The 20,942-nt window shown below is 72.5% G+C and carries 19 protein-coding genes; 9 read left to right on the forward strand and 10 right to left on the reverse strand.

The features are described from left to right. Nucleotides 1-24: 24 nt before the first annotated feature. Nucleotides 25-1,251, reverse strand: coding sequence for a L,D-transpeptidase (locus QSK21_RS09825; RefSeq protein WP_285695142.1), 1,227 nt, complete (start codon nt 1,249-1,251; stop codon nt 25-27). Nucleotides 1,252-1,479: 228 nt separating this feature from the next. Between QSK21_RS09825 and QSK21_RS09830 the strand changes: the two genes are divergently transcribed. Both QSK21_RS09830 and QSK21_RS09835 read left to right on the forward strand, forming a co-directional pair. Beyond that, the gene (locus QSK21_RS09830) at nt 1,480-1,908 is read left to right on the forward strand and encodes an OB-fold nucleic acid binding domain-containing protein (RefSeq protein WP_285695144.1); all 429 of its coding nucleotides are present in this window, start codon (nt 1,480-1,482) and stop codon (nt 1,906-1,908) included. Nucleotides 1,909-2,251: 343 nt separating this feature from the next. Then, nucleotides 2,252-2,872, forward strand: a complete 621-nt coding sequence (locus tag QSK21_RS09835) for a DUF3159 domain-containing protein (protein ID WP_285695392.1) — start codon at nt 2,252-2,254, stop codon at nt 2,870-2,872. Nucleotides 2,873-3,118: 246 nt separating this feature from the next. Here the strand turns inward: QSK21_RS09835 and QSK21_RS09840 are convergent, their stop codons facing one another. Continuing rightward, nucleotides 3,119-3,778: a potassium channel family protein gene (locus tag QSK21_RS09840; RefSeq protein WP_285695145.1), complete on the reverse strand. Its 660-nt coding sequence runs from the start codon at nt 3,776-3,778 to the stop codon at nt 3,119-3,121. Then, on the reverse strand, nt 3,778-4,443 hold the full coding sequence (locus QSK21_RS09845; RefSeq protein ID WP_285695146.1) for a potassium channel family protein: 666 nt from the start codon (nt 4,441-4,443) through the stop codon (nt 3,778-3,780). The genes QSK21_RS09840 and QSK21_RS09845 overlap by 1 nt, the downstream gene beginning before the upstream one ends. A gap of 205 nt (nt 4,444-4,648) precedes the next feature. Between QSK21_RS09845 and QSK21_RS09850 the strand changes: the two genes are divergently transcribed. Beyond that, nucleotides 4,649-6,724, forward strand: a complete 2,076-nt coding sequence (locus QSK21_RS09850) for an APC family permease (RefSeq protein ID WP_285695147.1) — start codon at nt 4,649-4,651, stop codon at nt 6,722-6,724. Continuing rightward, nucleotides 6,717-8,138 carry a class I SAM-dependent RNA methyltransferase gene (locus QSK21_RS09855; protein WP_285695148.1) on the forward strand — a complete coding sequence of 474 codons (1,422 nt, stop codon included), beginning with the start codon at nt 6,717-6,719 and terminating at the stop codon, nt 8,136-8,138. Before QSK21_RS09850 ends, QSK21_RS09855 begins: the two co-directional genes overlap by 8 nt. On the opposite strand, the gene QSK21_RS09860 is transcribed toward QSK21_RS09855, so the two are convergent. The 4 genes from QSK21_RS09860 to QSK21_RS09875 are packed head-to-tail and all read right to left on the reverse strand — an operon-like array spanning nt 8,128 to nt 11,592. Beyond that, a complete protein-coding gene (locus QSK21_RS09860) occupies nt 8,128-9,333 on the reverse strand; it encodes an ABC transporter permease (protein ID WP_285695149.1) in 1,206 nt (401 codons plus the stop codon). The genes QSK21_RS09855 and QSK21_RS09860 overlap by 11 nt on opposite strands. Then, entirely contained in the window at nt 9,330-10,022 is a 693-nt protein-coding gene (locus tag QSK21_RS09865; protein ID WP_285695151.1) for an ABC transporter ATP-binding protein, read from the reverse strand. The genes QSK21_RS09860 and QSK21_RS09865 overlap by 4 nt, the downstream gene beginning before the upstream one ends. Beyond that, nucleotides 10,019-11,059, reverse strand: coding sequence for a peptidoglycan-binding protein (locus QSK21_RS09870; protein WP_285695153.1), 1,041 nt, complete (start codon nt 11,057-11,059; stop codon nt 10,019-10,021). Before QSK21_RS09870 ends, QSK21_RS09865 begins: the two co-directional genes overlap by 4 nt. After that, nucleotides 11,056-11,592, reverse strand: a complete 537-nt coding sequence (locus QSK21_RS09875) for a hypothetical protein (protein ID WP_285695155.1) — start codon at nt 11,590-11,592, stop codon at nt 11,056-11,058. The genes QSK21_RS09870 and QSK21_RS09875 overlap by 4 nt, the downstream gene beginning before the upstream one ends. Before the next feature lie 178 nt (nt 11,593-11,770). Between QSK21_RS09875 and QSK21_RS09880 the strand changes: the two genes are divergently transcribed. After that, on the forward strand, nt 11,771-12,427 hold the full coding sequence (locus QSK21_RS09880; protein ID WP_285695158.1) for a response regulator transcription factor: 657 nt from the start codon (nt 11,771-11,773) through the stop codon (nt 12,425-12,427). Continuing rightward, nucleotides 12,424-13,683 (forward strand): sensor histidine kinase, encoded by a 1,260-nt coding sequence (locus QSK21_RS09885; RefSeq protein ID WP_285695159.1) that lies wholly within the window; start codon nt 12,424-12,426, stop codon nt 13,681-13,683. Before QSK21_RS09880 ends, QSK21_RS09885 begins: the two co-directional genes overlap by 4 nt. On the opposite strand, the gene QSK21_RS09890 is transcribed toward QSK21_RS09885, so the two are convergent. Next, entirely contained in the window at nt 13,654-14,421 is a 768-nt protein-coding gene (locus tag QSK21_RS09890; RefSeq protein WP_285695160.1) for a class I SAM-dependent methyltransferase, read from the reverse strand. The genes QSK21_RS09885 and QSK21_RS09890 overlap by 30 nt on opposite strands. A gap of 141 nt (nt 14,422-14,562) precedes the next feature. On the opposite strand from QSK21_RS09890, the gene QSK21_RS09895 reads away from it, so the two are divergent. After that, nucleotides 14,563-15,489: an LLM class F420-dependent oxidoreductase gene (locus QSK21_RS09895; RefSeq protein WP_285695161.1), complete on the forward strand. Its 927-nt coding sequence runs from the start codon at nt 14,563-14,565 to the stop codon at nt 15,487-15,489. A 65-nt stretch (nt 15,490-15,554) separates the two neighbouring features. Here the strand turns inward: QSK21_RS09895 and QSK21_RS09900 are convergent, their stop codons facing one another. After that, complete coding sequence (locus QSK21_RS09900) at nt 15,555-16,382, reverse strand: TIGR02452 family protein (protein ID WP_285695162.1); 828 nt, start codon at nt 16,380-16,382, stop codon at nt 15,555-15,557. A gap of 119 nt (nt 16,383-16,501) precedes the next feature. On the opposite strand from QSK21_RS09900, the gene QSK21_RS09905 reads away from it, so the two are divergent. Both QSK21_RS09905 and QSK21_RS09910 read left to right on the forward strand, forming a co-directional pair. Next, nucleotides 16,502-17,980: a 3' terminal RNA ribose 2'-O-methyltransferase Hen1 gene (locus QSK21_RS09905; RefSeq protein ID WP_285695163.1), complete on the forward strand. Its 1,479-nt coding sequence runs from the start codon at nt 16,502-16,504 to the stop codon at nt 17,978-17,980. Between the two features lie 89 nt (nt 17,981-18,069). Beyond that, nucleotides 18,070-20,610, forward strand: coding sequence for a polynucleotide kinase-phosphatase (locus tag QSK21_RS09910; protein ID WP_502871541.1), 2,541 nt, complete (start codon nt 18,070-18,072; stop codon nt 20,608-20,610). A gap of 70 nt (nt 20,611-20,680) precedes the next feature. On the opposite strand, the gene QSK21_RS09915 is transcribed toward QSK21_RS09910, so the two are convergent. Beyond that, nucleotides 20,681-20,917, reverse strand: coding sequence for a TFIIB-type zinc ribbon-containing protein (locus QSK21_RS09915; protein WP_395106066.1), 237 nt, complete (start codon nt 20,915-20,917; stop codon nt 20,681-20,683). Nucleotides 20,918-20,942: the final 25 nt, after the last annotated feature.

Here is a 20,942-nt window from a genome sequence, read left to right on the forward strand (position 1 = left end):
GCGGGAACGTTCGGCCCGGTCCGGTCAGGGGTCGTGCTTGCGTGGCAGGACGGGACGGTTCAGCGCGCCGCCCTTCACCCACCTCTCCCATGGCATCTGCCAGTAACCCCACCCGTTGAAGGGCTCCAGCGGGCGATCCGTACCGGTCACATTGACGATGTCACCGCGTTGCGTCCGCGCGTAGAACCACTGCGCGAATGTGGGGGAGGCGTTGACGCACCCGTGGCTCACGTTCGCCCGCCCCTGCGATGCGACCGACCACGGTGCCGCGTGGACGTACTCGCCCGTGCCCGAGATCTGCACCGCGTGCCGGACCGTCTTCTTGTAGTAGCGCGGGTCGTCGCGGTCGGTCACGCCCATCCAGGCCGACGTCATGATGACCGGGTCGTACTTCCCCATGGCGAGGTGAACGCCGCTCGTGGTGACGTAGGCGCGCCGCCCGCCCCTGCCGGCGCTGATGGGAGCGGTGTTGATGAGGACTCCGTTCTCCACGACGGACATCACGTGCCTCCGCACGTCCACCGTGCTGACGCGGCGCGTCCCCACCCGGAACCTGGATGTGTGATCGGACCTCCCGTACACCCCGGGCGCGGCGCGTACCCCGGTGGTGCGGGCCAGGAGCGTGACGCGCTGGCCGGTGGGCCAGTAGCGGCGGGGGCGGAACACCACCTGCTGTGCGGTCGTCCAGTGCCAGGCGCCCGCCACGGGACGCGACATGCGCAGATCCAGGCTCCGTTCCACCGCGGCACGGCGGGCGATGGGACGGTCGAAGGTGACGATGAGCGGCATGCCCACGCCGACCACCTCTCCAGGGCGAGGCGTCACGTCGGCGACCGCGAACGTGGCCCTGGGCTTGAGCGTGGTGAAGCCGCTCGCGTGCCAGGTGCGCTCGCCGCCCGGCCCCGTGCCCGTGGCGGTCACGGTGTAGGCGGTGTGAGGGCGCAGTGTCCCGAGAGCGCGCCAGGTGCGCCTGTCCTCGGAGAAGCGGCCTGGGAGCGGGGCAGTGCCCTTGGAACGCAGGTGCGCGTGTGCGTTTTCCCGCACGACGACCTGATGGAGGGTGCCGCGTTCGGCGGTGACGACGACGGGACGGTCCGGGCGGGCGTCCGGCGTGCCGTTCGCCGGGACGACCTGGATCGCCGGGGGCGTGGGCGCGGCCCTCTTGTGCCCGCGCTCGCCCCCCGCGCAGGCCGCGCCGCCCATGACCACCAGGACGACGACAAGGACCGACCAGTACGCGCGTCGCAGCATCGCACCCCCGTTGCCAGTGCCGTGCCCTCCCCCACGTGGGGGTCTGTTTACGCAGAGTGATATTCGGTGACAAGGTAGCCGGTCCCGTGCCCGGCCGGGGCCGTGTCGCGATGGTGGTCGGTCTCTTTTCGGTGACGGAGATCCGATGCCAGGAATTAACGGTCTATCAGGCGATTCATCGTCGGATGGTGGGTTCGATGTGGGATGAGATGCCTTAAGGTTTCGAGCATGGACGAAGTGCCGGCCGGGACGACTCCGGAGCGCGGCCCCGCGGGGCCGGCGGAGGGCCGCGGCCGCGGTGGCCTGCGGCGCTTCCTGCGGCGCATGGCCTCCACCAGGGAAGAGCTCGAGGCCGAGGACCTGCAGAAGACCTGCGGCGCCGAGGGGGCCACGCCGATCACCGACTGCGGCGAGCGCAAGCGCCACCGCGTTGCCGGTACGCTACGGACCGTGACCCTGCGGCCCCGGGGCGGCGCCCCCGCCCTGGAGGCCGAGCTCTACGACGGCACCGACGTGATCAACCTGGTCTGGCTCGGCCGGCGTAAGATCGCCGGAATCGACCCGGGACGCCGGTTGCTCGCCGAAGGGCTGGTGAGCGTGCAGGACGGCCGCAAGGTCATGTTCAATCCACGGTACGAGCTGCGCGGCGGCTCGTGACCGGCGGAACGACCTGACCGACCCGATCCGAGCAGGGGACGACGCATTGCCACCGATGAGCGACGGGCCGACGGCCCGGGACACCCGGCGAGCCGCCGGGCCCCCTGCTGAGCAGCGCCGTGCCGATGAGGCGCGTCCCGATGACGCGCGAGCTGATCATCCGCGGCCCGAGGACGTGCGGCCCGAGGACGTCGAGGAGGTCTTCGTCGACGCCCTCGACCTCAGGGCCTCTGATTTCGCCGACCCGGACGGGGCCGCGGAGCGGTGCGAGACGGCCGGCGCCTCCGAGCCCCAAGGGTCCGGGCGGGACGGGGGCAGCGCGCACGACACGGTCGAGGCGGCGGTGCGGGCCCAGTTGTCCAAGGCCCTCGGCGGCGTGCGCGGCATGGTGGAGGCCGCGGTGCCGACGATCGGCTTCACCGCCACCTATGTGGTCACCGACCAGGTCAGGACGGCCGTGTACGCGGGCATCGGCGCGGCCGTGCTGCTGCTCTTGGTCCGGCTGGCGCAGCGCTCCAACCCGCAGTTCGTCCTCAACAGCCTGCTCGGCATCGCCATCGCCGCGTTCTTCGCGATGCGCTCCGGCCGGGCCGAGGACGCGTTCATCCCCGGCATTCTGCTGAACGCCGCGTACGGCGCGGGCATGCTGCTGTCGATCGCGATGCGCTGGCCGGTGGTCGGCTTCCTCATCGGCACGGTCACCGGGGACCCGACCGGCTGGCGCTCCGATCCGGGCATCCTGCGGCTGTGCTCCAGGCTGACCTGGATCCTGCTGGCGCCGTGCGTGCTGCGGGTGGTCGTCCAGTACCCGGTCTACCTGACCGAAGGCGACCAGAGCGGGCTGCTCGGCGTCGCCAAGATCGCGATGGGCTGGCCGTTGCAGGTCGCCGCGCTGGCGACGATGGTCTGGGTGCTGGCCCGTGGCCGCACGCCCCTGGAGTCGCGGCCGGGCGCCACCGCCTGAGCGGCCCGGCGGCCCCGAACGCCGACACGACGCCGCCTTGCCATGAGAGAGAAATCGTCCGATGTGAAGGAAGAAATCCGGGCACTGGGACGCTGGGATGTTATGCCGCAGGTGGGAGCGGCGGCGCTCGCGGGCCTGGTGCTCGCGGGAGTGCGGCCGAGGCCGGCGGGATTCCGCTGACCTACCGGTCCGGTACGGCGCTAGCGGGGGCGCGCCGTACCGGACGCGGTGGCGGAAAGGGACCTCTCAGCGGGCGCTCAGCAGCTCCGCCAGTTCGTCCTCCACGTCCTGGCTGGCCACGAACATCAGCTCGTCGCCCGGCTCCAGGGTGTCGTCGGCGGCGGGGACCAGCACCCGGCCCTCGCGCAGGATCGCCACCAGCGCGGTGTCGCGCGGCCAGCTCACCGAGCCGACCCGTTCGCCGCCCAGCGGGGCGTCCTCGGGCAGGGTCAGCTCGACCAGGTTGGCCTCGCCCTGCCGGAAGGTCATCAGCCGGACCAGGTCCCCGACGCTGACCGCCTCCTCGACCAGGGCCGACAGCAGCCGCGGCGTGGACACCGCGACGTCCACGCCCCACGACTCGTTGAACAGCCACTCGTTCTTGGGGTGGTTGATCCTGGCCACCACCCGCGGAACCCCGTACTCGGTCTTGGCCAGCAGCGACACCACCAGGTTGACCTTGTCGTCCCCGGAGGAGGCGACCACCACCTGGCAGCGTTCCAGCGCGGCGTCGTCCAGCGAGGAGATCTCGCAGGCGTCCGCCAGCAGCCACTCGGCCCGCGGCACCATCTCCACCTTGATCGCCTTCGGGCTCTTGTCGATCAGCAGCACCTCGTGCCCGTTCTCCAGCAGCTCCTGGGCGATGGACCGGCCCACCGCCCCGGCCCCCGCGATCGCGACCCGCATCAGGCGTCCTCCTCCGTGCGCACCGCCACTGCGGCGTTGATCCGTTCCAGCTCGCCCGCGCGGGCGATGACATGGACGATGTCGCCGTCCTGGATCACGGTCTCGGCCTGCGGCACCAGGGCCTCGCCCATCCGTGTGATGAAGGCCACACGGGTGCCGGCGGCCTCCTCCAGCGCGGCGACCTTGTCGCCCACCCAGGCGCGCCCGGCGTCCAGCTCGGCCAGCACCACCTCGCCGGTCGGGTCCCGCCACAGCGGCTCGGCGCCCTCGGGCAGCAGCCGGCGCAGGATCTGGTCGGCCGTCCACCGCACGGTCGCCACCGTGGGGATCCCCAGCCGCTGGTAGACCTCGGCGCGGCGGGGGTCGTAGATCCGCGCCACCACATTCTCGATGCCGAAGGTCTCGCGCGCCACCCGGGCGGAGATGATGTTGGAGTTGTCGCCGCTGCTGACGGCGACGAACGCGGACGCGTGTTCGATGCCCGCCTCGGCGATCACGTCCCGGTCGAACCCGAACCCGGTGACCCGGCGCCCCTTGAAGCCGCTGCGCAGCCGGCGGAAGGCCTCCGGGTTCTGATCGATGATCGCCACCGAGTGGCCCTTGTCCTCCAGGATGTGGGCGAGCGTCGACCCGACGCGGCCGCATCCCATGATCACGATATGCACGCCCGTTCCTTCCCTGACGCCCAGGGTCCGCTCCGGCTCGAAGATCCTGCCGGGCTGCAAAACTACACATCCGCCCAGGCGAGTACTACCCAGCACCGGGCCGCGCCGCTCCGCGTGGTGCGGGCGGGATCCGGGGCCGTCCCCGGTTCCGCCCACCGGGCGGTCGCGTGCCGACCGGCCGCCTCGCGGAGTTAGAGTCTCGTTCGTGCCGAAGGTTTCAGACCTCGTGAAACGCGCTCTGCTGGGCCGTGCCCTGCGGAGCACGCAGTTGCACGAGCAACTGCTGCCCAAGCGGATCGCGTTGCCGATCTTCGCCAGCGACCCGCTGTCGTCGGTCGCCTACGCCCCCCAGGAACTACTGATGATGCTCGCGATCGCGGGCGTCTCCTTCTACAGCTTCGGCCCGTGGATCGCGGTGGCCATCGTCCTGCTGATGGCGGTGGTCGTGGCCTCCTACCGGCAGAACGTGTACGCCTACCCCAGCGGGGGAGGCGACTACGAGATCGCCACCGTCAACCTCGGCCCCAACGCCGGCCTGACGGTGGCCAGCGCACTCCTGGTGGACTACGTCCTCACCGTGGCGGTGTCGGTGTCGTCGGGCGTGGACAACATCGGCTCGGCGATTCCCTGGATCGAGCACAACCGGGTCGCCACCGCGATCGCGATCATCGTCCTGCTCACCGTGATCAACCTGCGCGGCGTGCGGGAGTCCGGGATGTTCTTCGCCATCCCCACCTACGCGTTCGTGGTCGGCGTGCTCGGCATGATCGTCGTCGGCCTGTTCCGGCTGGGCGTGCTGGGGGACGAGCTGACCGCGCCCACCGCCGGCCTGGAGATCCGCGCCGAGCAGACCGACCTGGCCGGCTTCGCCGTGCTGTTCCTGCTCCTGCGGGCGTTCTCCTCCGGCTGCGCCGCGCTGACCGGGGTGGAGGCCATCAGCAACGGGGTGCCCGCCTTCCGCAAGCCCAAGAGCCGCAACGCCGCCACGACGCTGCTGATGATGGGCGCCATCGCCGTCACCATGTTCTGCGGCGTGATCGCGCTGGCGATGGAGTCGCGCGTGCGGGTCGCCGAGGTCCCGGCGGAGCAGTTGCTGAGGGACGGGCGGCCGGTCGGGGACGACTACGTCCAGGAACCGATCCTCACCCAGGTCGCCTCCGCGGTGTTCGGGGACGGCTCGCCGCCCTTCCTCTACATCGCCGCCGTCACCGCCCTGATCCTGTTCCTGGCGGCCAACACCGCCTACAACGGCTTCCCGGTGCTCGGCTCCATCCTGGCCAGGGACGGCTACCTGCCGCGCCAGCTCCACACCCGCGGCGACCGGCTGGCCTTCAGCAACGGCATCATCATCCTGGCCACGATGGCGGGCCTGCTGGTGTACGCGTTCCAGGCCGAGGTCACCCGGCTGATCCAGCTCTACATCGTCGGCGTGTTCGTGTCGTTCACGCTGAGCCAGATCGGCATGGTGCGGCACTGGAACCGCAGGCTGACCACCGAGACCGACCCGGCCGCGCGGCGGCACATGCAGCGCTCCCGGGCGATCAACGCCATCGGCGGCTCCACCACGGGGTTCGTGCTGGTCGTCGTTCTGATCACCAAGTTCACGCACGGCGCCTACATCGTCTGTATCGCGATGCCGCTGCTGTTCCTGCTCATGAGGTCGATCCGGCGGCACTACGACCGGGTGGCCGAGGAACTGGTGCCCTCCGGCGAGGACGTGGTGCTGCCCGCGCGCAACCACGCGATCGTGCTGGTGTCCAAGCTGCACAAGCCGACCCTGCGGGCCCTGGCCTACGCGCGGGCGACCCGTCCGTCCACCCTGGAGGCCGTCACGGTCGGGGTGGACGCGGCGGAGTCGGCGCGGCTGCGCGAGGAGTGGGAGGCGCTCGACCTGCCCGTCCAGCTCAAGACCCTTGACTCGCCGTACCGGGAGATCACCCGGCCGGTGCTGGAGTACGTCAAGAGCGTGCGCCGCAGGAGCCCGCGCGACGTGGTGACGGTGTTCCTGCCCGAGTACGTGGTCGGCCACTGGTGGGAGAACCTGCTGCACAACCAGAGCGCCCTGCGGCTGAAGACCCGGCTGCTGTTCCTGCCCGGCGTCATGGTCACCAGCGTGCCCTGGCAGCTCGCCTCGTCCGACCGGCTCAAGGGCCGTCCCGAGCCCGAGGGGCCGGGCGCGGTGCGCCGCCCGCTCCGGGAGACGCCGCGCGCCCTGCCCGGCCAGGACGGCGGACGGGAGGGAGCACCCGCGGGCGGCGGTATCGTTTCGGATCGTGACTGAATCGCCCGGCCCGCGGAAAGAGCCCGAGCCCGCCGACCTTCCCGGCCTTCTCGACCTGGAGGTCGGCAAGGTCGCCAACGGCGGCTTCTGCGTGGCCAGGCACGAGGGCCGGGTGGTGTTCGTCCGGCACGCCCTGCCGGGCGAGCGGGTCCGCGCCCGCGTCACCGAGCGCACCAAGAACTTCCTGCGCGCCGACGCGGTGGAGATCCTGTCCGCGTCCCCCGACCGGGTCCAGGCGCCGTGCCCGTTCGCGGGTCCGGGCCGGTGCGGGGGGTGCGACTGGCAGCACGCCTCCCTGCCCGCGCAGCGCCGCCTGAAGGCCGCCGTCGTCGAGGAACAGCTTGAACGGGTCGCCGGGATCAAGCGCGAGGTCACGGTCGAGGAGGTGCCCTTTCCCGAGGGCACGGGAGACACGGAGGTCCGGCCGGGTCCCGGGCTCGGCTGGCGCACCCGCGTCCAGTTCGCTGTGGCCGGCACCACCGGCGAACGGCGCACCCGCTCGCACGACTTCGCCGCCGTGGACGGCACCATCGGCCTGCGCCGCCACCGCTCGCACGACATCGAGCCGATCGACGAGTGCCTGATCGCCCACCCGGGCGTGGAGGAGATGGGCATCGAGCGCAAGCGCTGGCCCGGCGCCACCTCCGTGGAGGGCATCGTGTCGGCCACCACGGGCGACCGCGTCGTCTCCCTCAAGGGCCGCCGCAACGCCCGCGTGCCGCGCCTGGACGTCCCCGTACGGCTCGTCCGCAAGGGCGCGCCGCAGCAGGGCCCGGTCCCGTACGTGCGCGAGGAGGTCTCCGGGAGGCTGTTCCAGGTCAGCGGCAGCGGGTTCTGGCAGGTGCACCCGGGGGCGGCGCGGCTGCTGGCGGAGGCCGTCCTGGACGCCCTGGCGCCCCGGCCCGGCGAGATCGCGGTCGACCTCTACTGCGGCGCGGGCCTGTTCACCGCCCACCTGGCCGAACGGGTCGGTCCCGAGGGCCTGGTGGTGGGGGTGGAGTCCGACGGGCAGGCCGTCCGGGACGCCAAGCACAACCTGCGGGACCTTCCGCAGGCCGCGGTCGAGCGCGGCCAGGTCGAGGAGGTGCTGCCCACCCTGGAGTTCGGTGTCGCGGCGGGCACGGAGCGCACCCAGGCCAAGCGCGGCGGCGGGCACCATCGCGGCAGCCGTGTCCGCGGCGCCGACCTCGTCGTCCTGGACCCGCCCCGCGCGGGCGCGGGCCGCGAGGTGGTGGAGCGGATCGCCGCGCTCGCCACCCGCAAGATCGCGTACGTCTCCTGCGACCCCGCGACCCTGGCCCGCGACCTGGCCTACTTCGGTGAGCGCGGCTGGACGCTGGAGTCCTTCCGCGCCTTCGACGCCTTCCCCATGACCCAGCACGTCGAGTGCCTGGCCACCCTGGTCAGGGGCTAGCCAGCGCCTCGGTGGGCGGGAGCCGCGCCGCGCGCAGCGCCGGGTAGAGCCCGGCCACGGCGCCGATGAGGAGGGTGGCCAGGATGCCCCCGGCCATGGCCCATGCCGGGACGACGGTCGGCCAGCCCCGGCTGAGGGCGTACACGGCGGTGACCACCGTCCCGAGCGCCACGCCTCCGGTGCCTCCCAGGGCCGCCAGAAGCTGGGACTCGGTGAGGAACTGGACGCGGATGTGCCCGCGGGTGGCGCCCACGGAACGGCGCAGCCCGATCTCCGCGCGGCGTTCCAGGACGGAGATGACCATGGTGTTGGCCACGCCGAGCCCGCCCACGAGCAGCGCCACCGCGCCGAGGCCCAGCAGGAGCCCGGTGAAGGCCCGGTCCGTGGCCGCCTCCGCGGCGAGCGCCTCGGAGGGCTGGCTGACGTCGGTCTCGTTGGGCGCCTCGGGGTTGGCGGTGGCGGCCAGCAGGTCCCGGACGGCCTCCACCGAGTCCTTCCTGGCCCGGGTGTAGATGGTGGTGGGGTTGCCGTCGTACCCGAGGCGGGCCGCCGCCACGTCCCGGCCGACCAGGGCCGCGGAGTCCAGCTCGGGGGCCAGGAGGTTGGGCGCGAGGATGCCGACGACGGTGAACCACTGGCCGCCGAGCCACACCTGCCGGCCGGGTCCCGCGATGCCGAGCCGGTCGGCCGAGGCCGAGCCCAGGACGACGGCCGGATAGCGGACCGTCCCGGCGTTCAGCCAGCTTCCCGAGGCCATGGTGAGGCCGACGGTGCGGGGCAGCCCGAGGTCGGCGGCCAGGACGCTGATGCCGCCGGTCTCACCCGCCGGCATGTGGTCGTTGCGGTACACCCGCGCGCTCTTGACCCGTCCGGTGGACGCGGCCGACTCGACCTGCGGCATCCGGGCGATCATGCCGGGCGCGGATGGTGGCAGCGCGGCGTCCGCGCCGAAGAAGTCCTTGCCCGGCGCGACCGTCAGCAGGTTGGTGCCGAGCCGGTCGAGGGTGGCCTGGAGCTGCGCGCGGCTGGAGGACGAGATGCCCACCACCGCGATCATCGCGGCGATCCCGATGGCGATGCCCAGCGCGGACAGGACCACCCGCAGGGGACGGGCGCGCAGCCCGGCCGCCCCGACCCGCAGCACGTCGCCGGGCAGGAGGCGGGAGGGGGCGTCGGCGTGCGCCGGACCGCTCACTGTGTCACCTCCAGGCTCGCCGCGCCGTCGTGGACGATCTGCCCGTCGTGCATGCGGACCTGGCGCGGCAGGGTGGCGGCGATGTCGCGGTCGTGGGTGATCAGGACGACGGTGGTGCCGCCGGAGGCCAGCTCCCTGAGCAGGTCCAGCACGCCCGCGCCGGACGCCGAGTCGAGGTTGCCGGTCGGCTCGTCGGCCAGCAGCAGCTCCGGCCGCCCCGCGACCGCGCGGGCGATCGCGACCCGCTGCCGTTCCCCGCCGGACAGCTCGTGCGGCCGGTGGGTGACGCGGTGGCCGAGGCCGACCCGTTCGAGCGCCTCACGCGCCATCTCGCGGCGCCGGCCGGCGGGAAGGCCCGTGTACAGCAGCCCGCCGGCGACGTTGCCGAGCGCGGTGACCCCCGGCGCGAGATGGAACGCCTGGAACACGAAGCCGATGCGGCGGGCCCGCAGCCCGGACAGCCGCCGGTCGCTCAGCCGCGCCACGTCCCGTCCCCCGATCAGGACGGTGCCGTCACTGGGACGGTCCAGCGTTCCCATCATGTGCAGCAGGGTGGACTTGCCCGAGCCGGAGGGGCCGACGACCGCGACCAGCTCGCCCGCCTCGATCGTGAGGCTCACCGAGTCCAGCGCGGTGACGCCGCCGGGGTAGGTCTTGGTGACCTGCCGCAGCTCCACCACCGGGGTCATGAGGGCACCCCCACCTTCATGCCCTCCGTCAGGCCGGGGCCGGAGATCTCGACCTTGCCCTGGGTGAACACGCCGGTCTCGACGGGGAGGGTCCGCGTCCGGCCGTTCTCCACGACCTGGACCGCGTAGCCGCCGGAGGGCTGGGCGAGCAGCGCCCCGATCGGCACGGCCAGCACGCCCTCGTGCCGTTCCGCGATCAGCTTCACCAGGACGGGCGCGCGGTCGTACGGGACGGACGTCCGCCCGCGCACCGCGATGGTGACGTCGATCGTGGCGGGGTCGTCCCCCTGGCCTGCCGTGGCGACCGTGCCCACGTTCGTGATGGTGCCCTCGAGGGTGCCGCCCTCGGGCAGCTCGATCGTGACCTTGGCGCCCTTCTTGGCGAGCCGCTGGTATTGGACGTCCAGGTCGACCATGACCCGGCGCTCCGTTCCCGTGTAGGTGAAGACGGGCCCGCCGGCCCGCTCGCCGACGCTCGTCTTGCGCTCGGCCACCCGGATCTCGCCGGGCGCGATCAGCACCGAGCCGGGGGCGAGCGTGCCGGTCTCCGGCAGGCCCAGGTCGCCCTGCCAGTCCTTCAGGGCGGTGGCGGTGGCGGTACCGAACTCCTCGTCCACGGTGAAACCGGAGTATCCGAGGGCGCGCAGGTTGAGTTCGAGCTGCTTGACGTCGGGTCCTTCCATCCCGGGCGACAGCGTCCGGTACACCGGCAGCCGCCCGTACAGCAGCGGCACGGGCCGGTTGTCCACCTTGTACGCGGCCCGCCCCCGCCGCAGCGTGGTGCCCGCGGCGGGCAGCCAGGTCACGGTGCCGCCGCCCGAGGTGGTCGCGGTACGGGTGGAGCCGTAGCCGAGGGTTCCGTCGACCTGCTGCGTCTCGACCAGCGTCGTGCGTTCGACCGGGGCCGTGGCGGGCGGCAGGCCGCCGCGCCCGGTGGTCGGGGCCTCGCCGCCCCCGAGGCCCACGGTGGCCAGCCCGGCCCCGGCGGCGACCACCACCCCCGCGGCGCTGAGGGCGACGGCGCGGGCGCGGCTCATCCGCCCCTCCTGATACGCGCGGGCTTGTCCATGCCCTTGGGGCGGCACTTCTTCTCGGCCGCCTTGAAGACCGGGTCGTCCGGATTGATCTTGGGCCCGCCGCCCCCTTGCTGGTTGATCACGATGCCGCCGTTGGGGTTGGGATCGGGGAAGGACGGGACGCCGTTCTCGCGCATGCACTTGGCCATCGCCCGCAGCTCGGCGAGTTGCTCGGCCTTGGGCTTGGCGGGCTTGCCGCCGTTGGGCATCAGGTGGCGGCACTTCTTCTCCGCGGCCTGCGCCTTCCGCCTGTTGATGGCATCGGCGGACTGCCTGCGTTCGACCGTGATGCGCCCGCCCTCCGCGGACGGGTCGGGCATGTCGATGCCGTTGGCCCGCATGCACTTGGCGTACTGGCGCATCTTCTCCTGGTCGTTGGCCGCCGCCCGCCGGCTCGCGCCCGTTGTCGCCGCCCCGTTCTTGTTGCCGCAGGCGGGCGTGACCGTCGCCAGCAGCAAGAGCAGAACCAGCGTTATCGGTCCTCGTCGTCGCATGGTGGATCTCCTCGTCGAGCCCCGGCGGCGAGCCCGCCGGGCGCCCCGCAGTCCACCGGCTGAGGGATAACCGTGGCGTAACCGGTTCGGGTTATGCCCGCGTTACGCCCGTTGCGGCACGCTGATCCGCGGACGCGCGCCACCGGCCGTGGGCGGGCACGAGGGGACGGGAAGGAACGTGCGGATACTGATCGCCGAGGACGAGCGGATGCTGGCCGACCTGATCGCCGAGGGCCTGCGGGCGGAGGCGCTCGCGGTGGACGTGGTCAACGACGGTGACGCCGCGCTGGAACGCCTCGGCGTCAACGACTACGACGTGCTGATCCTGGACCGCGACCTGCCGGTGGTGCACGGCGACGACGTGTGCCGGGCCGTGGTGGAGTCGGGCGCGCACGTGCGGGTGCTGATGCTGACCGCCGCCGGCACCGTCCCGGCGCGGGTGGACGGGCTGCGGCTCGGCGCCGACGACTACCTGACCAAGCCGTTCGCGTTCGAGGAGCTGGTGGCCAGGATCCACGCGCTGGGCCGGCGCGCCCGTCCCGCCGACCCGCCGCTGCTGGAACGCGCCGGGGTGCGGCTCGACCCGGCCCGCCACGAGGTCTACCGCGACGGCCGGTACCTGCATCTCGCGCGCAAGGAGTTCGGGGTGCTGGCCGAGCTGCTGCGCGCGGGCGGCGCGGTCGTGTCGGCCGAGCGGCTGCTGGAGAAGGTGTGGGACGAGCACACCGACCCGTTCACCAACACCGTCCGGGTCACGGTGATGAAGCTGCGCCGCAAGCTCGGCGACCCGCCCATCATCGAGACCGTTCCTGGAGTGGGGTACCGAATTCCATGACATCCGCGTCCCTGTCCGCCGCCGTCCAAAATTTTCGGCCCACCGTCCGAGTGCGGCTCACGCTGCTGTACGGCGGTCTGTTCATCGCCGCGGGCATCGTCCTGCTGTCGCTCACCTACCTTCTGGTCCAGAACAGCCTGCAGAGGATCGAGGAGCAGCCCGTCGGCTTCCAGCGCGGCGGGAACGCCGCCGCGATCGTGACCCAGACGCGGCCGCTCATGACGCCGGACGGGAGGATCAGCCCCGCCGAGGTGCAGGGCATGCTGGTGGCCGACCGCAAGGGCCACCAGCGGGAGACGATGCGGACGCTGCTCACCCAGGGCGGTATCGCGCTGGGCGTGGTCAGCGCCGCGGCGGTGGGGTTCGGGTGGCTGCTGGCCGACCGCGCGCTGCGTCCCGTCAACCGGATCACCGAGATCGCGCGGCGGGTGGCGCAGGGCAACAACCTCACCGAGCGGATCGCCTACACCGGGCCGCGCGACGACGTGAAGGAGCTCGCCGACACCTTCGACACGATGCTGGAGCGGCTGGACCGCGCGTTCGACGGGCAGCGCCGGTTCGTCGCCAACGCCTCGCACGAGCTGCGCACCCCGCTGGCGATCAACCGGACGCTGGTGGACGTGGCGTTGCGGCGTCCCGACGCGAGCGAGGACGTGCGGCGGCTCGGCGAGGCGCTGCTGGTGGTGAACGGGCGGCACGAGCGGCTCATCGACGGGCTGCTGACCCTGGCGAGCGGGGAGAACGCGGTGACCGCCACGGCACCGCTCGACCTGGCCGACGTGATGGATCATGTGCTCGGTCAGGCCGCCGCCGAGGCGGGCGCGCGGGGCGTGACCGTCCACGCCGACACCGCGCCGGCGCCCGCGGACGGCGATCCCGTGCTGGTGGAACGGCTTGCCCAGAACCTGGTGGAGAACGCGGTGCGGCACAACCACGACGGCGGCGAGGTGTGGGTCTTCACCGGCCGCCGCGACGGCGAGGCGGAGCTGGTGGTGGCCAACACCGGGCCGGTCGTCCCGCCCTACGAGATCGGGACGATCTTCGAGCCGTTCCGGCGGCTGCGGCAGGACAGGATGCGCTCGGACCGTGGCGCGGGGCTCGGCCTGTCGATCGTCCGCGCCGTCGCGACCGCGCATCACGGGACGGTGACCGCGCGCCCGCGTCCGGGTGGCGGCCTGACCGTCACCGTCCGTCTTCCGGAGCGCGTGCCCTCGGCGACCCTTGCCTCAGCCTCCGTGAACGATGCGCAGTTTTGACTGCCTGTGCTTGTTGTCGCGCTCCCAGTCCTCCATGAAGTGGGCGTCCAGGCCGTGTGCGCGCGCCAGGGCGACCAGCGTGCCGGTGCGGTAGTAGAAGTCCTCGCGCAGGACGTGGTGCTCCTCGCCCTCGGTCCGGTTGAAGGTGAAGTCGAAGAAGCCGCCGGGTGCCAGCACGCGCCCGACGTTGGCCAGGCACTCCTCGATGATCTCGATGGGGGAGTGGGAGAACACGCTGTGCGCGTGGACCACATGGAAGTACCCCTCGGGCAGGAAGTGCAGCCGCATGTCGCGGACGGGGGTCAGGTGGGGGAGCTTGTCCTGGAGCTTGTACTCGGCCAGCGTTTCCTGCGCGGCGAACAGGATGTCGGGGGAGATGTCGATACCGTAGTAGTGGCCCGTGTCGAGATGGCCGATGATCAGCCTCCCGGCCCGCAGGTTGCCGCAGCCGATCTCCAGGAACCTGTCGGACGGTTTGAGGCCGTGCTTCAGCAGGTAGTCGAACTGCAACCGGCCGAGGGCGGCCCAGCGGTCACGGGAGGGGGTGCCGACCGCGCCGTAGGGGCTGCGGGCGGCGTCCGAACGCATGACCGAGCGGTAGTAGGCGACGTGGTCGCGTGCGCGTGCGCGTAGCCAGGTGTCACGGGCGAGCCTGCGCGCGTAGGGGACGATCCGTCCCGGGTTGCGGGTGGCGTACCGCAACCGGTAGGAGAGGCTCGCGCGGTTCTTGGGCTCCATGGACCCAGTGAAGGGCCGCCGCCGGACGCCCGCAAGGCGGTGGCGCGGCGGCGACCGTCCCGCTCGCTCGCTGGCCCTTCTTCGGCGGAGATTTCCGCCCCCGTGGCGCACGCGGGTCCCCGTACGTACGAGGATGGGATCATGCGACTTCGGATCTTCACCGAGCCTCAGCAGGGGGCCTCGTACGAGACCTTGCTCGCGGTCGCCAAGGCGGCCGAGGACCTGGGCTTCGACGCCTTCTTCCGCTCCGACCACTACCTCAGGATGGGCGACGGCACCGGCGAGCCCGGTCCCACCGACGCCTGGATCACGCTGGCGGGGCTGGCCCGGGAGACCGGCCGGATCCGGCTGGGCGTGCTGATGAGCGCCGCCACGTTCCGCCTGCCCGGTCCGCTGGCCATCGCCGTGGCGCAGGTCGACCAGATGAGCGGCGGGCGGGTCGACTTCGGCATCGGGACGGGCTGGTACGACGCGGAGCACACCGCCTACGGCATCCCGTTCCCGGGCCTGCGGGAGCGGTTCGACCGCCTTGAGGAGCAGCTTGAGATCATCACCGGGCTGTGGCGGACGCCTCCGGGCGAGACCTACGACTTCGAGGGCCGCTACTACCGGCTCGCGGACTCGCCGGCGCTGCCCAAGGCCGTCCGTCCCGAGGGGCCGCCGGTGCTGCTCGGCGGTCTCGGTGCCAAGCGCACCCCGCGGCTGGCCGCGGCCCACGCCGACGAGTTCAACGTGCCGTTCGCCCATGCCCGCGAGACAGGGGCGGCCTTCGACCGGGTGCGGGCCGCCTGCCATGAGGCGGGACGCACCAAGCCGATGGTCTACTCGGCGGCGCAGGTGGTGTGCTGCGGCCGGGACGAGGCCGAGGTGAAGCGGCGGGCCGAGGCCATCGGCCGCGAGGTGTCCGAGCTGCGCGAGAACGGCCTGGCGGGCACCCCCGCCGAGCTGGTGGAGAAGATCGGCACCTTCGCCGAGCTGGGCGCCGAACGCCTCTACCTCCAGGTTCTCGACCTGCACGACCTCGACCACCTGGAGCTGCTGGCCTCCGAGGTCATGTCGAAGGTCTGAGCGTCCCACGGACGATCACGCTGACGGCCGCCGGTGCCACGGGCTCGGCCCGGCACCGGCGGCCGTCAGGCCGCGGCGAGGTCGGCGAAGACCTCCCGGAACGCGGCGTGCCTGGGCGAGCCCTTCGCGGTGTCCCAGACCGCGAACACCACGTGCTCGAACCGTCCCGCGAACTCGGCGCCGGGCCGGAGCGTCTCGGCGAACACGCCCGCGACCTCATGCGGGTCGTTGCCGAACACGCCGCAGCCCCATGCGCCCAGCACCAGCCGCCGGTGGCCGTGCGCGAGCGCCGCCGCCAGCACCTTGCGGGCACGCGACGCCAGCGCGGCCGGGATCCGCTCGGCCTTGTCCTCGTCGCGGATGGCGCCGCGGTTGGGCGCGGCCGAGGTGAGGAACGCGACCGGGTACGGCTCCTCCAGCAGCCGCCCGGAGTCGTGGCGGAACACCGGCACGTTCGGCGAATAGATCATGTGGTCGCTGTACAGCAGGTCGCGCTGCTCGCGGTGGAAGGCGTAGAACTCCGGCACCGCCCGCAGCGACGCGTACAGTCCTGACGAGCGCGCCAGGCCCTCCTCCTGGGCGTGCGCGCCGTTCAGGAATCCGCCGCCGGGATTCTTCGCGGACGCGAAATTCAGCGCCAGCGGCACTTCTCCGGGGTCGCCGAGCCGTCGCGCGGCCGCCAGGGTCGTCTCTTCGGTGACCTCGATCCGCGTCTGGAATTCCGGTCCCTGGGTTCGCCGCGCCGCCGCGAGGAGCCCGTCCAGTTCCGCCGGGGTGTGCAGCACGGTGTCGCCGACGGACAGGGCCAGTTCGTCGGCGATGCGTACCGTGCGGCCCGAGGGCGCCTGGTAGTGGCCGCGTTCGAGGATGTCCACCGTTTCCCGGGCGACCATTCTGCGTGGATGTCTGCTCATGTCGCGACGGATTCTCCAGAGCGGCGGCGTGCGGCGGCAAACGCTTTTCCGTGGAAATGGTTCGAGCGAAGCGAGGTGCGTCCGACACACTGAGGAACGTGCTTCTGACGATCACCACGACCCTGCCTCCGGCGTCGGATCTGGGGTTCCTGCTGCACAAGCACCCCGATCGCGTCCAGGCGTTCGGCCAGTCGTTCGGCACCGCCCACGTCTTCTACCCGGAGGCGAGCCGGGAGCGGTGCACGGCCGCGCTGCTGCTGGACGTCGACCCGGTCAAACTGGTGCGCACACGCGGCAAGGGCACCCCCGACTTCTCCCTCGGCCAGTATGTCAACGACCGGCCCTACGCGGCGTCCTCGCTGCTGGCCTCGGCGATGGCCAGTACGTTCCGCACGGCCATGCGGGGGCGCTGCGAGCCGCGGCCCGAGCTGGCCGCGCGCCCGCTGCCGCTGGAGATCGTCCTGCCCGCGCTGCCCTGCCAGGGCGGTCCCCGGCAGGCCGAGCGCTTCTTCGCGCCGCTCGGCTGGACGGTGGAGGCCGAGCCCGTGCCGCTCGACCCGTCCTTCCCCGAATGGGGCGACTCGCGGTACGTCACGCTGCGGCTGTCAGGCGAGACGCGGCTGGCCGACGCGCTCAACCAGTTGTACGTGCTGCTGCCCGTCCTGGACGAGGCCAAGCACTACTGGATCGCGCCCGACGAGGTGGACAAGCTGGTCAGGGCGGGCGAGGGCTGGCTGGCGGGGCATCCCGACCGGGCCCTCATCACCCGCCGCTACCTGGCGAACCGGCGCGGCCTCGTGCGCGCCGCGCTGGGACGGCTGGCCGACGCCGACGACGCGCCCGAGGACGCGCTCGACCGCGACCCGCTGGACGAGGAGCCGCCTCCCGCCGACCCGAGCGCGTTCGGCCCGGTCCCGGAGGCGCCCGAGGCCGAGGAGGGCGCGCAGGCGGCGCCGCCTCCCGCGCCGCTGGCCGAGCGCCGCGTCCAGGCGGTGCTGGAGACCCTGCGCGCGGAACGGGCCCGGCGGGTGATCGACCTGGGCTGCGGCACCGGCAAGCTGGTGGCCAGGCTCAAGCAGGACGACGGGTTCGAGAAGATCACCGGTGTGGACGTCTCGTACCGGGCCGTCCAGATCGCGCACCGGCGCGGCCTGCCCGACCCGTACAGGCCCGACCGCGTGCCGCGCGTGGAGATCCACCAGGGCGCGCTCACCTACACCGACGAGCGGTTCCGCGGGTACGACGCGGCCGTGCTGATGGAGGTGATCGAGCATGTCGACCCGCCCAGGCTCGGCGCCGTGGAACGCGTCGTGTTCGGCGACGCCCGACCGCGGGTCGTGATCGTCACCACCCCGAACGCCGAATACAACGTGCGCTACGAGGGGCTCGCCCCGGGCGCGATGCGGCATCCCGACCACCGCTTCGAGTGGACGCGCGCCGAGTTCGCCGAATGGGCCCACCGTGTCGGCGCGGCGTTCGGCTACGGCGTGCGCATCGTGGGCGTCGGCGACGACGATCCCGAGGTCGGCGCCCCCACGCAGATGGGCGTCTTCACCAAGGAGTCCGGAGGGTCATGACCGAGCGGAACGAAGGCATCTCCACGGCCGGGGAACGTGGGGGGTCGGCCCCGCCCGCGAGGCCGGGGCCGACGATCAGGATTCCCGAGATGGGGCTGGTCGTGCTGGTCGGCGTGTCGGGCTCGGGCAAGTCGCATTTCGCCCGGAAGCACTTCACGCCCACCCAGGTGGTGTCCTCGGACCACTGCCGGGCCATGGTGTCGGACGACGAGAACGACCAGACGGCCACCGGCGATGCGTTCGACCTGCTGCACTACATCGTCCGCAAGCGACTGCGGCGCGGGCTGCTGACCGTCGTGGACGCCACCAACGTCCAGCCCCGGTCGCGCGAGCCGCTGCTGCGCATCGCCAAGGACCACGACGTGCTGTCGGTCGCGATCGTTTTGGACGTGCCCGAACGGGTCGCCGCCGAGCGGAACGCGGCCCGCGCCGACCGGGCCGGCCTGCCGCCGCACGTGATCCCACGGCAGCGCCGCGAGCTGCGCCGCGGCCTGCGGGCGCTTCAGAGCCGCGAGTTCAAGCGGTCCTATGTGCTCACCGGCACCGAGGAGATCGACGCCGCGACCATCGTCTACGAGAAGGCGTGGAACGACAGGCGCGACCTCACCGGCCCGTTCGACATCGTGGGGGACGTGCACGGCTGCCGCGCCGAGCTGGAGGACCTGCTCGGCGACCTCGGCTACGAGATCGAGCGGGACGCGCTCGGCCGTCCCGTCGGGGCGCACCACCCCGGGGGCCGCACCGCCGTGTTCGTCGGCGACCTGGTCGACCGCGGCCCCGACACGCCGGGTGTGCTGCGCCTGGTCATGGGGATGGTCGAGGCCGGGCAGGCGCTGTGCGTGTCCGGCAACCACGAGGCCAAGCTGGTACGGGCGCTGCGCGGTCGCCGGGTGAGGATCGCGCACGGGCTGGCCGAGTCGCTGGAGCAGCTCGCGGCCGAGCCCGAGGACTTCCGCGCCGGGGCGCTGCGCTTCATGGACGGACTGATCAGCCACTACGTGCTCGACCAGGGCCGGCTGGTGGTGGCGCACGCCGGCCTCAAGGAGGACTACCACGGCCGCGCCTCGGGACGGGTCCGCTCGTTCGCGCTGTACGGCGACACCACCGGCGAGACCGACGAGTACGGGCTGCCCGTCCGCTACCCGTGGGCGCTGGACTACCGGGGCAAGGCGATGGTGGTGTACGGGCACACGCCCGTCCCCGCCCCCGAGTGGATCAACAACACGATCTGCCTGGACACCGGCGTGGTGTTCGGCGGGCGGCTCACCGCGCTGCGCTACCCCGAGCGCGAGCTGGTCTCGCGTCCCGCCCGGAAGGTCTGGTACGAGCCGACGCGCCCGTTCACGGCCGAGGCCGAGGTGCCGGCGGCGGGCGGGCACCGGGAGAGCGACGTCTTGAAGGCCGAGGACGTGCTGGGCACCGGAGGGGTCGAGACCCGGCTGCTGGGACGGATCACCGTCCGTGAGGAGAACGCCGTCGCGGCGCTGGAGGTGATGAGCCGGTTCGCCGTCGATCCCCGCTGGCTGGTGTACCTGCCGCCGACCATGGCGCCGGGCCGGACCTCGTCCCTCGACGGTTACCTGGAGCACCCCGCCGAGGTGCTGGGGGAGTACAGGGACGCCGGGCTGGAACGGGTGGTGTGCGAGGAGAAGCACATGGGCTCGCGCGCCGTGGTCGTGGTGTGCCGCAACGAGGACGTCGCCGCCAAACGCTTCGGCGTGACCGACGGCACCACCGGTGCCGTCTACACCCGTACGGGACGGGCGTTCTTCCGCGACCCGGCCCGTATCGCCGAGGTGCTCGGCCGGGTGCGGTCGGCGATCGGCGCCGCCGGGCTCTGGGACGAGCTGGACACCGGCTGGCTCGCGCTGGACTGCGAGCTGCTGCCGTGGTCGGCCAAGGCGATGGACCTGATCCGCACGCAGTACGCGGCGACCGGCGCGGCGGCCCGTGCCGCGCTGCCGATGGCCGCGTCCGCGCTCGCGCGGGCGGCCTCGCGCGGACTGGACGTCGGCGACCTGGCCGAGCGCATCGACCGGCGCGCCGCCAACGCGGGCCTCTTCCGGGACGCCTACGCGCGCTACTGCTGGACGGTCGACGGCCTGGACGGCATCAGGCTCGCCCCGTTCCAGATCCTGGCCGGAGAGGGGAACGCCTGGGCCATGCTGCGCGGCCACGACTGGCACATGGAGACGGCCGCGAGGCTCACCGCGGCGGACGCGTCCGGACTGCTGCGAGGCACCACCTGGTTCCAGGTGGAACTGGGGTCGCCGGAGTCGGTCGCCCGCGTCACCCGATGGTGGGAGCGGAGCACCGAAGAGGGAGCGGAAGGCATGGTCGTCAAGCCACTGGGCGCTTCCCTTGAGGGCAGAAAAGTACAGCCGGGGATCAAGTGCCGCGGTCGCGAGTACCTGCGGATCATCTACGGCCCCGACTACACCGAACCCGTCCACCTGGAGCGGCTGCGGAACCGTTCACTGGGCCGCAAGAGGTCGCTCGCGATGCGCGAGCACGCGCTGGGCGAGGAGGCGCTGACCCGGCTCGCCGGCGGCGAACCGCTGTGGCGCGTCCACCAGGCGGTCTTCGCCGTGCTCGCGCTGGAGTCCGAGCCGGTCGACCCGCGCCTGTAGGGACTCCGCGCTGGGCGGCGCCCGCGGGATCGCTCCGTTCCCGCGGGCGTTCCTTCGCGTGGACGGCCGGTCAGGTCGTGAAGAGCATGTGGAACACACCACCGCCGTACGGGCGGTGGTGGGAGCCGTGGTGGTGATGGTGCACCTGGGCGGGTGCGCCCCACGCGGGGGCGGCGGGCGGCGGTGGCGCCGGCCTGTACTGCGCCTCCATGCGGCTCAGCGCCTCAAGCTCACCGTAGTCGAGGAAGATCCCCCGGCAGTTGTCGCATTGCTCGATGTGGACGCCGTTGCGGGTGTAGGTCCGCATGACGCCACGACACTTGGGACAGTGC

The organism is Actinomadura sp. NBRC 104412 (assembly GCF_030269515.1).
Lineage (GTDB): Bacteria > Actinomycetota > Actinomycetes > Streptosporangiales > Streptosporangiaceae > Spirillospora.

What these genes read in the sequence shown, in the direction of transcription:
- QSK21_RS09825 (WP_285695142.1), bottom strand. Translation starts at nt 1,251, where the DNA reads ATGCTGCGACGCGCGTACTGGTCGGTCCTTGTCGTCGTCCTGGTGGTC.
- QSK21_RS09830 (WP_285695144.1), top strand. Translation starts at nt 1,480, where the DNA reads ATGGACGAAGTGCCGGCCGGGACGACTCCGGAGCGCGGCCCCGCGGGG.
- QSK21_RS09840 (WP_285695145.1), bottom strand. Translation starts at nt 3,778, where the DNA reads ATGCGGGTCGCGATCGCGGGGGCCGGGGCGGTGGGCCGGTCCATCGCC.
- QSK21_RS09865 (WP_285695151.1), bottom strand. Translation starts at nt 10,022, where the DNA reads ATGACCCCGGTGGTGGAGCTGCGGCAGGTCACCAAGACCTACCCCGGC.
- QSK21_RS09870 (WP_285695153.1), bottom strand. Translation starts at nt 11,059, where the DNA reads ATGAGCCGCGCCCGCGCCGTCGCCCTCAGCGCCGCGGGGGTGGTGGTC.
- QSK21_RS09875 (WP_285695155.1), bottom strand. Translation starts at nt 11,592, where the DNA reads ATGCGACGACGAGGACCGATAACGCTGGTTCTGCTCTTGCTGCTGGCG.
- QSK21_RS09885 (WP_285695159.1), top strand. Translation starts at nt 12,424, where the DNA reads ATGACATCCGCGTCCCTGTCCGCCGCCGTCCAAAATTTTCGGCCCACC.
- QSK21_RS09890 (WP_285695160.1), bottom strand. Translation starts at nt 14,421, where the DNA reads ATGGAGCCCAAGAACCGCGCGAGCCTCTCCTACCGGTTGCGGTACGCC.
- QSK21_RS09895 (WP_285695161.1), top strand. Translation starts at nt 14,563, where the DNA reads ATGCGACTTCGGATCTTCACCGAGCCTCAGCAGGGGGCCTCGTACGAG.
- QSK21_RS09900 (WP_285695162.1), bottom strand. Translation starts at nt 16,382, where the DNA reads ATGGTCGCCCGGGAAACGGTGGACATCCTCGAACGCGGCCACTACCAG.
- QSK21_RS09910 (WP_502871541.1), top strand. Translation starts at nt 18,070, where the DNA reads ATGGGGCTGGTCGTGCTGGTCGGCGTGTCGGGCTCGGGCAAGTCGCAT.
- QSK21_RS09915 (WP_395106066.1), bottom strand. Translation starts at nt 20,917, where the DNA reads ATGCGGACCTACACCCGCAACGGCGTCCACATCGAGCAATGCGACAAC.